The sequence below is a fragment of the Thiocapsa sp. C2-2m genome (genome assembly GCF_041903745.1).
GTDB classification, from domain to species: Bacteria; Pseudomonadota; Gammaproteobacteria; order Chromatiales; family Chromatiaceae; genus Thiocapsa; species Thiocapsa roseilacustris.
In genome coordinates this window covers 1-14,102 of sequence record NZ_JBBWVD010000046.1, presented here as the reverse complement: position 1 = coordinate 14,102, position 14,102 = coordinate 1, and the positions used below count along the sequence as shown (strand labels likewise).

The following is a 14,102-nucleotide window of genomic DNA, read 5'->3' as shown; positions in this document are numbered from 1 at the left end:
CCGCTATGTGTACTCGACCGCAGGCCGGAAACGGCCCGCGACGGGCGCCAACTGCTCTTTTTAGGATCAAGGATATTTGGACCTACCCGCTGGACCGACACTTCCGCCACGCGCTTACCCGTTGATTCCGAAGGGTACGGGTAGACCGAATATTTACTCGGCGATCTTTGCAAGTGGATGGATCGGAACGGGGCTCTCGCAACACTTCGCCACGGCTTCAAGTGCTATGGGCGCACCCTGCAGGTGGCTTACTTCAAGGCCGCGCATGCTCTGAAGCGGCACCCGCTTACCCACGGCAAAGAGGCCACCTTCTGGCACATGATCCAGGGGGGGCAGGTCGAGGAGGAGCGAACGCCGGACCCTCGGCGCTGCGAGAGAATTCGCTGGCCTGGGCTAATCAACACGCATGCAGGCGATCCCGCCGTGAAGATCTGGCGCAATCAGCGCGGGCGTGAGGAGCGGGTCTGCTTATGGTTCGAGGAAGAGGACTACCTGGTGATCCCGGCAGACCGTGGAGACTACATTCTTCCGTGGACGGCGTACCTGGTCGCGCAGCCGCACAGGAAACGTAAGCTGCTGAAAGAATATGAAGATCACCGGCGCGGCCGGCCCTGGGATGGTTTAGGGACAGACCACGGTTTCCTGCTATCTTCAGTGATGATACGCCCGCAGGACCAGAGACCGATCGATAGGGCATACTGAACAGCCTTCGAGATGCAACCAATGATGCCTTCGTCTTGGGCAAAGAACAGATTCAACAACAGATCGCGACGATGGTCGTGGCACACTTGGGCTGAGACTTCCGGTTGATCGCGGAACGAGCTGGCCGACACCGATCGGCTCAATCTGCGGATATCGCTCAAAAATAGTGGTCTGTCCCTGGTATTTCCTTTACCCATCCTCAGCCGTTGGGTCGCAGCAATGAAGACCCGTAGGCCAAGAACCCTGTGAACGGATGCAACTCCCACTCACCATCGGACATTCTGTATGCAAATAAAACGCTTTATTTACGCGACCCTCGACAACCGCACGGATACGCCAAACTTGGTAGCCTACCCGGCTGGCGGAATCAATGCCGCACCCCTTGAAGTCGTCTGTTATCGGGACATTGCAGCGGTGGTGAGTGACATGGATATCGACCTGCTCGCCCCAAGCCAATCGGACGAACACCATCAAGCGCACCTGCTGAAGTATCAGCAAGTCAACGCCTTCCTCCTCGAACAGGCCGGCCACAACGGACTGTTGCCCTTGAAGTTCGGATTCACTGCAAATAATGATGAAGAGGTTGCAAGGGTTCTGGAACATGCCTACGTCCAATTGAGAACCTACCTGGACAGTCTGCAAGGAAAACGGGAGCTCGTCATCCAAGCTGCCTGGGAATTGCCCAAGATACTCCAAGAAATAGCCAAGGAAAACCCCGAACTGGCCAGCATGGACCCGGTACAGGCGGGCCGACAATTATTTGAATCTTCCGAGGTCAAGAAGGGAACGTTTGTCGCCGCCATTCATAACAAACTCACGCCATTGGCAACCGATTACTCGGACGCACCGCTGAGAGCGGATGGCATGATTTTCAACCGAAGCTTTCTGGTGGAAAAGGACAAGAAGCCGCTGTTTGACGATGCCGTGGACGAAGTGGCGACGGAGTTTGAGGATGTTCTAACCTTTCGTTACATCGGCCCGTTACCGGCCTACAGTTTTGTCAATATCGAACTGAACCAAGGGAACTATTCCATGGTGGACAGGGCGAGGCAATTATTGCAGTTGTCGGAAAAGGCTTCTTGGGACAGCATCAAATCGGCCTATCGACAATTGATTCTGGCCCATCACCCTGACAGAAATCCGGGCGACCCGGACGCGGGAAGACGCGCCAAGGAGATCGTCGCGGCATTTGAGACCGTCAGGGCGTATTGCCAGAGTTTGCCGGGGTTTGCGGAAGCGGAAGGGCAGCGCGAGTTTTCCTTCACGCAAGAGGCGGTTGGGCAAGCCTTCATCACTGATGACAAGGGCGCGTTGTTGGCTCGCGGCAATAAGCCTGGAAACCCCGCATGATGAAGGCCATCGGCATCGATCTTGGCACCACCAATAGCTGCATGGCCGTGTTGGACGGCGGCAAGCCGGTCATCATTCCGAACGCCGAGGGCGAGCGCACGACACCGTCCATGGTCGCCCTGCTGAAAGACGGGCAGCGGTTCGTCGGCACAGCCGCCAAGCGGCAACAACTTGGCAACCCCCAAGGCACACTGTCTTCGATCAAGCGGTTCATGGGCCGACAGTGGAACGAGGTGGCCGAGGAAATAGCGATTGCCGCGTATACGGTCGAACCGGGCGCGGGCGGCGATGCCAAGGTCACGGTTGAAGGGGTGCAATACAGCCCCCGGGAAATCAGCGCGATGATCCTACAGACATTGAAGGCGGATGCCGAAGCGTATCTCGGCGAATCCGTGACCGGGGCCGTCATCACGGTCCCCGCTTATTTTAATGACGCCCAGCGCAAGGCAACCCAAGATGCCGGCAGAATCGCCGGGCTTAACGTGTTGCGTGTCATCAACGAACCGACCGCCGCCTCGCTCGCCTATGGGCTGGGCCAGGCAGGCGACCAGACGATTCTGGTGTTCGACCTTGGCGGCGGCACCTTCGATGTCTCCATCCTCGGCCTGGGCGGGGGGCTGTTTGAGGTCAAGTCCACCCACGGCGATAACCATCTGGGCGGCGACAACTTCGACAAGGCCATCGTCGACTGGCTGCTCGGCGAGTTCAAGCATGGGCAAGGGATGGATTTGTCTGCCGACCCGATAGCCCTGTTGCGCCTCTTCACTGCCGCCGAGCAGGCCAAGATAGAACTGTCCACGGTCATGTCAACGACGGTTAACCTGCCCTACATTGCCTCCTCACCTACAGGCCCGGCGCACCTCAACCTTGAACTCACCCGTGACCGGCTCAACGGGCTATGCGCCCCGCTGGTCGCCCGCCTCGAAGCACCCGTCCGGCAAGCACTCGCCGATGCGGGCCTTAAACCCGATGAGATCGATCACGTTGTGTTGGTGGGCGGCATGACGCGCATGGCGTCGGTGCAGGATAAAGTCAGGGGATTGATCGGCAGGGAACCGCATAAGGACATCAATCCCGACGAGGTGGTTGCCATGGGGGCCGCGATTCAAGCCGGCGTGTTGCTCGGCGAAGTCAAGGATGTGCTGCTGCTGGATGTCACCTCGCTTTCACTGGGGATAGAGACTAAGGGCGGCGTCTTCACCCGGCTGATTGAGCGCAACACCAGCATCCCAACCCGCAAGACACAAAGCTTCACCACTGCCGAGGACGACCAGCCCACGATGGAGATTCACGTCCTCCAAGGCGAGTCGGAAATGGCCGCCTTCAATAAAACACTAGGCAAGTTCATGCTCGACGACCTCCCGCCGGCGCGGTGCGGCTTGATTGAGGTGAATGTCACCTTCGACATAGACGCGAACGGCATCATCCAAGTCACGGCGGAGGACATCATCTCCGGCAACGAGCGGCAGATCAGAATCGAAGGCGGTTCGGGCCTGACGGAAGGCGAAATCAGCCAGATGGTGAGGCGTGAGGTTCCCCCCGAAGTTTAGTCTTCCAAGGGTGACGTAGACTGTCTGTCACACTGAAGACGATGATGCAGAAGATTCCGAAGCAAGAGTACACCGCCGAGTTCAAGGAACAGGCGGTCAAGCGGGTCAAGGACGGCAAGAGCGTAAGCGCGGTGGCCAAGGAGATGGGTCTGGTCGAGCAGACGCTGCGCAACCGGGTGAAGGGGTTCGACGTCGGCACGCTCAACGGTGCGGGCGCAGCGAAAGTCACACCGGAGGCGATGGAGCTGTCGCGTCTGCGCGCGGAGAACGCGCGGCTCAAGCGCGAGGTCGACATCTTAAACAAAGCGACGGCGTACTTCGCGCGGGATGCGCTGTGACGTACGCCTGGCTCGATGCGCACCGCAACGGCTTCGCCCTGAACGAGCTGTGTAATGTCCTCGCCGTGAGTGTCGGGGGCTACCGGGCCTGGCAGGGTGGCGGCACACCGGATCGCCAGGGGCTGACGGACGCACAGTTGCTGGCCCTGATCCGATCCATCCATGCCGAGCTCAAGGGCGCTTACGGCAGCCCGCGGATGGTGCGTGAGCTGCGCGCACGAGGCTTCTCGGCGAGCAAGGCACGGGTGGAGCGCCTGATGCGCGAACACGGCATCCGGGGGCGCCACAAGCGCCGCGACAAGGCCACGACCGACTCCAAGCACAGCCTGCCGGTGGCCGACAACCTGCTCGCGCGCGACGTCGCCCCGAGCGGCCCGCATCAGGTCTGGAGTGCCGACATCACCGACCTGTGGACGGATGAAGGCTGGCTGTACTCGGCCATCGTGCTGGACCTGTTCAACCGCGAGGTCGTGGGCTGGTCGCTGCAGCCGCGCATGACGGCCGACCTTGTCACCGACGCGCTGACCATGGGTTGGTTTCGAGGCAAGCCGCCCCCGGGGCTGATCCACCATTCCGATCGGGGGAGCCAGTACGCGAGCCATGCGTTCCAGGCCAAACTGGCCGACTACGGCATGGTCTGCTCGATGAGCCGCAAGGGCAATTGTTGGGACAACGCCCCGACCGAGAGCGGGTTCAACAGCTTCAAGAACGAGCGTGTCTTCGGGGAGCGCTTCGCCACCCGCGACGCGATGAAGGCCACCGCCTTCGAGTACATCGAGGTGTTCTACAATCGCAAGCGTCTGCATTCCACCCTCGGCTACACTTCCCCGGCACTGTTTCTGAAGGACTGGATCAACACTCGGGAGGGAGAAAAACAGGTCGCATGAACCCCTGCCCTTGGAAGACGAAAGACCGAGGGAAGCTCAGTTTCTGAACCCTTGCCATAGCCCTCCGCCGAAGTGCAGGGCGTTTCCGACAGGGAGAGAGCGCTTGCCATCCGGGAGTCGATTATGAGGTTTCGCACTGCAATCATCCTGTTGTTCACCTTGCTGCTGACGATCACCCTGTCCGTAGTAACGCTGAACGGCTATTTTCAGGCCCGCCACGGGATACTGGACCTCAGCGGGCGGGTGATAAACGGCGCCCTCGACATGATCGTGTTGCACACCCTCAAGGTGATGGGTTCCGCGACGTGCGATCTCGAATCGATGGCGCTGGCGTTGCAGGATCGGGATTTTCTCGCCGAACGGGAGCGGTTGTTGCCGCTGCTGTGGAATCTGAATCATCGCTCCCAGTTTCACAGTTCGACCTATCTCGCCGATACCAAAGGAAATTTCTTGCAGGCCCGCAAACATCCCAATCTCGCGACGCGGGTTAACTTCTTCGGCGATCCGAAGGGGGCGGAGGAGTGGGTCTACCGGGACGAAATGTACAAACCCACCGCCAAGATAGAGAATCCGCGCGGCTACAATCCGTTGGAGTGCCCCTGGTACAAGGCCGCGCAGGCATCCAGAAAGGCAAGTTGGAGCGATGTCTCTGTCTGGGCGAGCACCGGAACTCTGGGGGTCACCGCCTCCTATCCGGTGGTGGGGAGCAATGGGAATCTGCAGGGGGTGCTGGGCATCGACATAGGGCTGGGCGATCTGAATCAATTCGTGGCCAGCGAGAAGCTGGGCGACGATTCGGTGCTGTTGATCATCAATGGTTCGGAGCAGATCATCGCCCATTCCTTTAGCAAGACCAACGCCGTTGCGCCAAGGGAGAACGAGAGCTTGCCGCGTCTCGCCGACCTGCCCCCAGAGCGGTACCAATATATCCAGCAGGCCTGGAACGAGGCCAAGGCCAGGGAGGGGGCGGCGGACGATCCGGGGCAAGGGGTGCACAATTTGCAGCTCCAGGGCGAGAGTTATTTCGTCAAGCGGAAGATCATTCCCAGCGTATTCGGCAACGACTGGCATCTGCTGATGGTCGTTCCCGATTATGAGGTGATGGACACGGTCAATCGCGCCCTCTATACCTCCATGATGCTTTCGGTCATATTACTGATCGTGGCTATCTATGCCATCTATCTGATCGCCAACCGTTTGACCATTCCGTTGCGTCAGATTGTGGCGAATTCCGACCTGCTCAGCCGCTGCCGCTTCGACGATCTGAAGCCGGTCAACTCGGTGTTTTCCGAACTCAAAATGGTGGATGCCTCCATGCAACGCATGAAGCGCAGCCTGATCGCCTTCAGCCGCTATGCCCCCACCAATCTTGTGCTCCAGCTTCTCTCCGGGAACAAGCGAGAGGTGGAATTGGGGGGCGAGACCCGCCGGTTGGTGCTGTTCAGTTGTGAAATCGGCGATTTTTCCCAGATCACGCAGTCGCTGAGCGCCAACGAAATGATACTCTACCTGTCGCGCTATCAGACCGAGATGCTGCATGCCCTGGAGTCCAGCGAGGCCACTCTCAACAGCATAAACGCGGATCGGGTGGTCGGCTTCTGGGGCGCCCCGGTGGCGAGCCCGAACGACGATTACCGGGGATGCGCCGGGGCCTTGCGCTGCCTGGAGATCATAGAGATGCTGAACGAGGACCTGCGTCCGAAGAACCTGCCGATGATCGATGCGCGTATCGCACTGCATGCCGATGGCTGTATCGTCGGCAACTTCGGCTCGGAGCAGCAGATGTTCTACTCGGCCCTCGGCGATGGGGTGCAGGTGGTTCTGTGGCTGAGGGGTCTGAATAGCCGGTATGGTGCCCGCATCATCGTCAGCCGGGCGGTGTATGACAGCGAACGGCAGGATTTCTGCTTTCGCTGGCTGGACCGGGTGACCCCGCCGTTCGACAATGCCGAACCGATGGACATCTTCGAATTGATGCCGGCCCAGCAAGCTGCCCAGCATCTGGAGTACATCAAGGGCTATGAATCCGCGTTGAAATTGCGCCTTGTAGAGCGGAACGCGGCCGCTGCAACGGCGCGGTTCCGCCAGTTGCAAGCCCTGTATCCGGACGACCCCGCCATTGCGTGGCAAGTTCGTGAGCTGAGCTAAAAGGGGGCTGCCTTGAGCTTTGGAGAAAGAGAGGACTTGATTGACGAGGCCATTCGTCGGTTCGATGGCATTCATGTTCTGCAAAAGGAGGCCGACGCCGCAAGATCCAAGCGGATCAGTTTTCTGTACCGGTCGGTGTTCATCGGTTTCGGGTTGATGGTAGCGGGCTTGTTTTCCATGGTACTGGTCCTCAGCCTGCAGATGTCCAACATGACCCATGTGGTGGAGCAGATGAACACCCATTTCTCCCAAATGAACTCCGATATGAGCGTGATGCTGGGCGCCATGGCCCGCATGGACGGGAATGTCGACAGCATGGCGACCATCGTGCGGCGCATGGACGACATGAACTCCAGCGTGGATGGCATGGCCGTGGACATGCACGAGATCATTCGGCACATGGGCTCCATGGATCAAGACATGGGGCAACTGAGCGGCAATGTAACGGACATGCGCGAATCGTTTCATGGGATGGACAACGAGTTGGGCCTGATGGCCCGGGATGTGGGGAACATCGCCGGCCCGATGCGTACCTTCAATCAGTTCAATCCCTTCAATCAGTTCAATCCGTTTCGCTGATTTTCAACGCCCCGCCGGTGATCCAAATGAACGAGCGTGAGCTGCACAAGATTGTCGATTACCTGCGGAGTACGGAGCAGGATTTGCGCTCCTTCCAAGAGGCGGAGGAGGGCAGTTCCAAGCGCACCCAGCGGATGATTCAGACGGTGTTCGGCGTCATCGGCCTGATTGCGCTGCTGAACCTCTATTTCGTCGTCGACGTGGCGCAGGAGGTGCGGGTGATGATCCGCAGCATGACCAAGATGTATGTGGAGTTCGGCGAGATGAGCGAACAGATGAGCGCGATGCGCGTCCATGTGGACGGCATGAGCGACAATATCGCCATGATGCCCATCATGGTGGAACAGATGGGCGCAATCAGCGCCAGTATGGAATCTATGCGGGGGAACGTGACCGCCATGCGCGGGCATTTGGTCAGCATGGATGGACAGGTCGCGTCCATGAATCAGGATAGCGGGACCATGTCGCTACTGTTTCGCGATGTCAACGGCAAGGTGGCCGCCATGCGCCATCAGGTGGGTCAGATGTCCCAGGTAGTGCCCTGAACGGCGGCAGGGTTGGCGCATCGGCGGGTAATAGATGCGGTCATCAGGGACAGGCCCAGGTTTCCCGAGCCAACTTTCCCCGCCGACCGCAAAGGCGGAGATCGCCAGGAAGACGCGCATCGCGGGAGCGCGGTGTTGAGATCGTAATACCACTCTGCGGTGTCACGTCTCGGCCGCACTCTGCATGAACTCCCCGCCTCCCCCCAGCCGCGGCGCAGAGCGCCAAGAGGTACGTAACACCGCAGAGCGGTGTTACGAGGACATGAACCGCGATTGGCCCGGCGGATCAGGCGGCAGCGCAGCCGTTCCCCGCGCTCGCGGGGATGAACCGGACCGGAGCATCTGGGCTGGCGATTCAAGAATCTGGATCTGGGTGCGAGACCCTGGGTCCTGTGGCGCCGAGCAGGATTGCGCGGGTCTCGCGAAGCAGAGCTTCCAAGGCTGGGGTCACGAAGCAGGAGCTTCGTGACCAGGGACTTCCTGACTAGGAGTACGGGTTGGACGGGCAGGGCAGACGGGACGGAGGGGCGGCGCCAGCCCCCGGCCGCGGGCCTCGATCGGGCCGGGGTCAGGCTGGCGCTCGGGACAGGGGGTTAGTGGCCCAGGGCGTTGCGCCAGGCCTGGTGGTCTTGGCGGGCCTTGCAGCAGGCGCAGCCCTGCTGGACGCGGCCCAGGTCGTAGGCGCGCAGCGACGGCCCGACCGGGTGGCGGAGCGAGCGGAAGCTGCGGATGGCGGCGCTGGTCTTGAGGATCGTTGCTGTGCGGATACGGATCATGGCTGGACACCTGGTTTGGCGGGTACAACGGCTTCGTACTTGACCGGGGTCGGCACTTCACCGATCTGCCGGGCCCATCCAGAGATCGCCCCCGGCATTGGCCCCGATTCCACCAATCAAGTGACCTGAGCATAGGCGACGGGGGGCGGCCTGTCAGCCCCGGGCTGTGACGGCCGTCACGGCCGCGCATACCCAGGGTGTTGCCCTGGGCTGGTATGTGGGACTCCGTTGGGGTCAATTCTCCCGTTCAGGAAACCCACGGGGTCAAGGAAATTCACGAGGTCACCATTTAGCTGACCCCGATCAATGGTAACCCATCTTTAACACGGTCGGGGCCGATTTCGTGCCCGATGCAGACCTATGCCATTGATACATATGTACACGGCAGTCTCAGCGTGAAAAGTAGTGCCATATTATTTCGGCCTGCCCCTAGGCACCCGGCAGCGCATGGGCTAGCGTACGGACATGTACATCCGGCGCACCCACACCCGCAACAGCGCCACCGGCGAGCGCGACCACACCCACCGGCTGGTGCGTTCCACGCGGGTCGGCGGCAAGGTCCGGCAGATCACGCTCCTGAACCTCGGGCGCCATTTCGCGGTGCCGCCGGCCGAGTGGCCGACGCTGTGCGTACGCCTGGAGGAGTTGCTCGGCGGGCAGGGCGTGCTGCTGGAGGGGGCGCTCTCGCCCGCGGTGGAGCGCGAGGCCCAGCGTATCGGGGCCCAACTGCTGGCGCGGCAGCCGGTCACGCCCCCCGCACCGTCGCCGACATCCGAAGCGCCCGCACCGGACGCGGCGCCGCCCCCGGCGGCACCGACCGAGGTCGACACCATCGAGGTGGACTCGCTGATCCTCAGCCGCCCGCGCTCGGTCGGGGTGGAGTCGGTGGGGCTGTGGGCGATGGCGCAGCTGGAGTTCGCCACCCTGCTCGAGACCTTGGGCCTGAACGCGCCCGAGCGCACCGCGATCCTCGGGGCGATCATCGCCCGGATGGCCGCACCGGGCTCCGAGCGCGCCACCCGGCGCTGGTTGGTCGAGACCAGCGGGTTGGGTGAACTGCTGGACGTCGATTTCGAAGCCATGAACCTGATGCGCTTCTACCGCGCCTCCGATGCCCTGCTGCGCCACCGCGCCACGATCGAGGAGACGCTGTTCGCCCGGGTCAGTGAGTTCTTCGGACTGGATTGGACGGTCACGCTCTACGATCTGACCAACACCTTCTTCGAAGGCGAGGCGGCGGGCAATCCGCGGGCCAAGCACGGTCATTCCAAGGAGAAACGCAGCGACTGCCCGCTGGTGACCCTGGGTCTGGTGCTCGATGCCAGCGGCTTTGTGCGCCGCTCCGAGGTCTTCGACGGCAACGTGGTCGAGGGCACGACCTTGGAGGGCATGCTCGTCGGGTTGGGCGCCCCCGCGGGCGCCCTGGTGGTGATGGACCGCGGTATCGCCACCGAGGAGAACGTGGCGTGGCTGCGCGCGCAGGGCGATCGCTATTTGGTGGTGAGCCGGGAGCGGCAACGCCAATTCGATGCGGACGCGGCGATCGCGATCCAGAGCGCCGGCGGGGATCCTGTCGCCGTGCAGCGCGTCCTCGACGCCGAGGGCGAGGAGGTTCGCCTCTACTGTTACTCGGAACGCCGCGCACACAAGGAAGAAGGCATCGCCGAGCGCTTCTGCCGGCGCTTCGAGGCGGCCCTGCAGGCCCTGCACGAGGGACTGGCGCGCCCGCGCACCACCAAGTGCATCACCAAGCTGTGGGAACGTATCGGGCGGTTGAAGGAGAAGAGTCACGGCGTCGGGCAGCATTACAGCATTACCGTCGAGCCGGATGCCGGCGGGGTCAACGCCCAAGCCATCCGCTGGGAGCGCCGACCGGTCGACGGCACCTTGGTCACGCATCCCGGGGTCTATTGCCTGCGCACCAACGAGCTGACCTGGGACTCGGAGCAGCTGTGGCGGATCGACGTCATGCTCACCGACCTGGAAGCGGTGTTCCGCTCCTTAAAATCGGAGTTGGGTCTGCGCCCGGTCTATCACCAGACCGCGGAGCGGGCCGAGGGAGACCTGTTCATCACCGTGCTGGCCTATCAGTTCGTCCAGATCATCCGGCGGCGCCTGCAGGCGCACGGCATCACCGCGCGCTGGTCCAGTCTGCGCGCGATCCTCGCCGGCCAATGCCGGGTGACCGCCACCTTCCGCCGTCCCGACGGGCGTGCCCTGCATGTGCGCAAGGCCACTCAACCCGAGCCGGCGCAACTGGCGATCATCCGGGCACTGGGCAGCGACCCTACCCCGGGAGGTATGCACAAAATGATTGTCTGATCCCGCATCCCGAAGAATGGCATGTTTGTAGTGCCACTCGCCCACTTCGTTTGGCGTAAGCCAATGAAAGAAAAGGGAGCTTGGGATGGGGTGTTAAACTTGGGGTAAGACCTATTTTCTCGCACCAAAGCACGCTTGTGTCGGTCGGGAAGTGCCACTTTGTTACCGCCAACGCGCCCGCGGTTCTCGTTGAAAGGTCGCGGATTCACTCCGATCCGCGCCAGTCACCCTTCTGGATCAAGGCGGTGGGGCTGCTCCGTCGGGAGTAGACACCCGGCCCCTGGCTCGCTGAGCCCCAGAAAATCGTCGGTGCCCCACCAAGGTCCAAGTGGACCACGGAGGTGGGTGCGGGGCGGGGGCGCGGATCCCTAAAAATCCAGGCGTCCCCGCCCCGCACCCACCGGGCCGCGGATTCACAGATCGCTGGCTTGGTGCCATGTCGGCACCGTCCAACCCCGTGCTGGCTCGATGGCAGAGGCGTCTCGGTCACAAGCGTTGCTCCCTGACGAATGTCGGCGGGAGATGTGCCGGCGGCCAATCAGGTCTGGAGGCTGTCCACCAACCCCTTGTCCTGGCTCACCGGCGCATCGCCCATAGCCCTTCAGGCAAAGGCCCGATCGACATCGAAGTCGGTCCCCTCGCGCAGCATGTTATAACAGGCCCGTGCCAGCTTGTGCGCCACCGTCTTGATGGTGACCACGCCGTTGGTCTTGGCGCGCTTGCGCTGGTCGTAGCGCTTGATCACGGGGTTGTAACGCACCGCGAAGTTGGCCGCCTCCAGATAGGCCCAGGCCAGATAGTTGTTGCCGCTCTTGGCGTTGCCGCGGCCCTTGCGTTTGCCGCTGGAGAGCCGCTCGCTGCCGACGAGGCGGCTGTAGGAGGCATAGTTGCCGACGCGGGCAAAGCGCTCGATCGGTCCGGTTTCCAACAGGATCGTCAACCCCAGCACCTGACCAATGCCGCTGGTGCCGAGCAGATGCCGATACTCGGGCCGGCCTTTGAGCTACGCGCAGGCCTCGTGCTCCAACAGATCGATCGCCGCCTCTTGGCCACGCATGGCCAGCAGGGTGCTCTGCACCGCCAGGGCCAAGTGCACATCCGGCAGCAGCTCGCCCACGGCCTCGGGCGTCAGGCGCCGGATCGCATTGGCGCTCGGCAAGCGCCAGCGGTTGCGCGAGAACAGGTTCTGCACCGCCAGGACGTTGGCCGTATGCTGCTGAACCAAGCGACTGCGCCGTCGCAACAGATCGCGCACGGCACGCTGTTCCTTGGGATAGATATAGCCCTCGGGCAACAGCCCCAGACACAGCAGCTTGGCGAGCCAGGCGGCGTCGGAATCGTCGTCGCTGTACTTCAGCCCGCTGTACTGCACGATCGCCGTGGTGTTGGCCAAGTGCACCCGATAGCCCGCGTCCATCAAGGCATCGACCAACCAGTACCAGTTGTAGGTCGACTCCACCACCAGTCCCGTGATCGCTTCGCGATACGGCGCCAAGGCTTCCAGCACCAACGCCGCGTCGTTCGCCAATCGCTTGCGATACACCACGAGGTCCTCTTCGTCCAAAAGGGCCACGACACTATTGTTGGAATGCAGATCGATTCCGCCGTAGAGTTTCATCGTCGACTCCTCCCGCCGGGTCTCCAGCTCTGGTGCTTTCTTCTACCTTAACTGTAGGCCCACGGGCGGGGTCGGCTAGGTGATTATCAGGTCTCACATGTACCACACGGAGCGAAGCCATAAGTGCGCAATGGGAGACCTGGGTGACCTGGCAATGGTTGCCGACTGTGAGAGAACCGCGCACGCGGGAAGCTCTCCCGAGTAAGGCTTAGTCAGCCGCTCGGAAGTGTAATGACTGGACGGCGTCAGCCCGATGGTCAGAGAAATGAGTGACACGAGGTGAAGGGTGTGGCCCTGAATCCGACACAGAGCCCCGAGAAACTTTGATTTTGGGTGAAAGCCGATTCTGTCAGGTCGGGCGCAGGCCACGCGGGCGGTGCGTTATAGACGAGCACCAACGGTCCCCCCGGGGTCTCATACGGCATCGAGTGTCACAAGGGTCGGCAAGCAACCAGGCGAGCGACGAGCAAGGGCTCTTGGGGAATCGCGCAATGCAGTACCCGAGTATGAGCGCCAATGTCACAAGAGGGGCTCAAATGGCCGCGTCGCGAGTGATGAGGACCGGTACGCCGCAACGGTTAGCGATGAAGAGGGGTAATGCCCTTGGCGCGAAGGTCCTCACGGTTGGTTGAGCGTTGAAGCGGAAACATTGTCACGATGCAAGGCGTGAAAACACAGTGAGCACAGAGCCGAGACGCATAGGCGAGAAGGCGCGCAGTGAGCCACGACTGGTCTTCACCAGTCTTTATCACCATGTCTACGATGTGGACCACCTGCACGCCTGCTTCGAAGCGCTGCCCGGAGACCGGGCAGTGGGGATTGATGGCATCACCAAGGAGCAGTATCGGGTAAACCTGGAAGAAAACCTTAGGGAGCTTTCAAACAGGCTGAAGAACATGGGCTATTGGCCGCAACCGAAGCGGCGCACCTATATCCCCAAGCCAGGACGTGAAAAAGGGCGACCGCTGGCGATCAGCTGTTTCGAAGACAAGCTGGTGGAGCTGGCGCTCAAACGGGTCTTGGAGCCCATTTACGAGGTGCAGTTCGAGGACAGCAGCTACGGCTATCGGCCGGGGCGCAGTCAGCACCAATGCCTGGATGATCTCGGGCGTGTTCTACAGCAAAGCCGGGTCAACTACGTGGTCGAAGCGGACATACGTAGCTTCTTGACCACATGGACCATGAATGGGTGGTCAAGATGCTCGGCGAGCGGATCGATGATCGAGCCTTTCTCGGGCTGATCCGCAAATGGCTCAAAGCCGGCATACTGGACACCGACGGATCGGT

Annotated in this window: 12 protein-coding genes; 9 read left to right on the top strand and 3 right to left on the bottom strand. The window is 61.5% G+C overall.

The genetic code is table 11. The annotated features are described in order from the left end of the window. The first annotated feature begins 243 nt into the window (after positions 1 to 243). The 7 genes from AADX97_RS25195 (at position 244) to AADX97_RS25165 (ending at position 8,099) form a co-directional block, all read left to right on the top strand. Complete coding sequence (locus tag AADX97_RS25195; protein WP_374236865.1) at positions 244 to 702, top strand: hypothetical protein; 459 nt, start codon at positions 244 to 246, stop codon at positions 700 to 702. A 285-nt stretch (positions 703 to 987) separates the two neighbouring features. Next, the gene (locus AADX97_RS25190) at positions 988 to 2,052 is read left to right on the top strand and encodes a GvpL/GvpF family gas vesicle protein (RefSeq protein WP_374236866.1); all 1,065 of its coding nucleotides are present in this window, start codon (positions 988 to 990) and stop codon (positions 2,050 to 2,052) included. After that, positions 2,049 to 3,602 carry a molecular chaperone DnaK gene (dnaK, locus tag AADX97_RS25185; protein WP_374236867.1) on the top strand — a complete coding sequence of 518 codons (1,554 nt, stop codon included), beginning with the start codon at positions 2,049 to 2,051 and terminating at the stop codon, positions 3,600 to 3,602. Before AADX97_RS25190 ends, dnaK begins: the two co-directional genes overlap by 4 nt. Before the next feature lie 44 nt (positions 3,603 to 3,646). Continuing rightward, positions 3,647 to 4,827 (top strand): IS3 family transposase gene (locus AADX97_RS25180; RefSeq protein ID WP_374236877.1). Its coding sequence is split into 2 segments (ribosomal slippage): positions 3,647 to 3,899 and positions 3,899 to 4,827, totalling 1,182 coding nucleotides; the frame shifts between segments, so codons are not numbered across the junction. A gap of 123 nt (positions 4,828 to 4,950) precedes the next feature. Next, positions 4,951 to 6,975: a cache domain-containing protein gene (locus AADX97_RS25175; RefSeq protein WP_374236868.1), complete on the top strand. Its 2,025-nt coding sequence runs from the start codon at positions 4,951 to 4,953 to the stop codon at positions 6,973 to 6,975. A gap of 36 nt (positions 6,976 to 7,011) precedes the next feature. Continuing rightward, positions 7,012 to 7,554: a hypothetical protein gene (locus tag AADX97_RS25170; protein ID WP_374236869.1), complete on the top strand. Its 543-nt coding sequence runs from the start codon at positions 7,012 to 7,014 to the stop codon at positions 7,552 to 7,554. A 26-nt stretch (positions 7,555 to 7,580) separates the two neighbouring features. Continuing rightward, a complete protein-coding gene (locus AADX97_RS25165) occupies positions 7,581 to 8,099 on the top strand; it encodes a hypothetical protein (RefSeq protein ID WP_374236871.1) in 519 nt (172 codons plus the stop codon). Between the two features lie 593 nt (positions 8,100 to 8,692). Here the strand turns inward: AADX97_RS25165 and AADX97_RS25160 are convergent. Beyond that, positions 8,693 to 8,875: a hypothetical protein gene (locus tag AADX97_RS25160; protein WP_374236872.1), complete on the bottom strand. Its 183-nt coding sequence runs from the start codon at positions 8,873 to 8,875 to the stop codon at positions 8,693 to 8,695. A 465-nt stretch (positions 8,876 to 9,340) separates the two neighbouring features. Here AADX97_RS25160 and AADX97_RS25155 point away from each other — a divergent pair, with 465 nt between their 5' ends. After that, on the top strand, positions 9,341 to 11,197 hold the full coding sequence (locus AADX97_RS25155) for a transposase (RefSeq protein ID WP_374236873.1): 1,857 nt from the start codon (positions 9,341 to 9,343) through the stop codon (positions 11,195 to 11,197). A gap of 601 nt (positions 11,198 to 11,798) precedes the next feature. Here AADX97_RS25155 and AADX97_RS25150 read toward each other — a convergent pair. Next, entirely contained in the window at positions 11,799 to 12,173 is a 375-nt protein-coding gene (locus AADX97_RS25150) for a transposase (RefSeq protein ID WP_374236878.1), read from the bottom strand. Positions 12,174 to 12,200: 27 nt separating this feature from the next. Next, on the bottom strand, positions 12,201 to 12,815 hold the full coding sequence (locus AADX97_RS25145; RefSeq protein ID WP_374236874.1) for a transposase: 615 nt from the start codon (positions 12,813 to 12,815) through the stop codon (positions 12,201 to 12,203). A 677-nt stretch (positions 12,816 to 13,492) separates the two neighbouring features. Between AADX97_RS25145 and AADX97_RS25140 the strand changes: the two genes are divergently transcribed. Further along, a complete protein-coding gene (locus AADX97_RS25140) occupies positions 13,493 to 14,056 on the top strand; it encodes a reverse transcriptase domain-containing protein (RefSeq protein WP_374236875.1) in 564 nt (187 codons plus the stop codon). Positions 14,057 to 14,102: the final 46 nt, after the last annotated feature.

What these genes read in the sequence shown, in the direction of transcription:
- AADX97_RS25165 (WP_374236871.1), top strand. Translation starts at nt 7,581, where the DNA reads ATGAACGAGCGTGAGCTGCACAAGATTGTCGATTACCTGCGGAGTACG.
- AADX97_RS25145 (WP_374236874.1), bottom strand. Translation starts at nt 12,815, where the DNA reads ATGAAACTCTACGGCGGAATCGATCTGCATTCCAACAATAGTGTCGTG.
- AADX97_RS25160 (WP_374236872.1), bottom strand. Translation starts at nt 8,875, where the DNA reads ATGATCCGTATCCGCACAGCAACGATCCTCAAGACCAGCGCCGCCATC.
- AADX97_RS25190 (WP_374236866.1), top strand. Translation starts at nt 988, where the DNA reads ATGCAAATAAAACGCTTTATTTACGCGACCCTCGACAACCGCACGGAT.
- AADX97_RS25175 (WP_374236868.1), top strand. Translation starts at nt 4,951, where the DNA reads ATGAGGTTTCGCACTGCAATCATCCTGTTGTTCACCTTGCTGCTGACG.
- dnaK (WP_374236867.1), top strand. Translation starts at nt 2,049, where the DNA reads ATGATGAAGGCCATCGGCATCGATCTTGGCACCACCAATAGCTGCATG.
- AADX97_RS25155 (WP_374236873.1), top strand. Translation starts at nt 9,341, where the DNA reads ATGTACATCCGGCGCACCCACACCCGCAACAGCGCCACCGGCGAGCGC.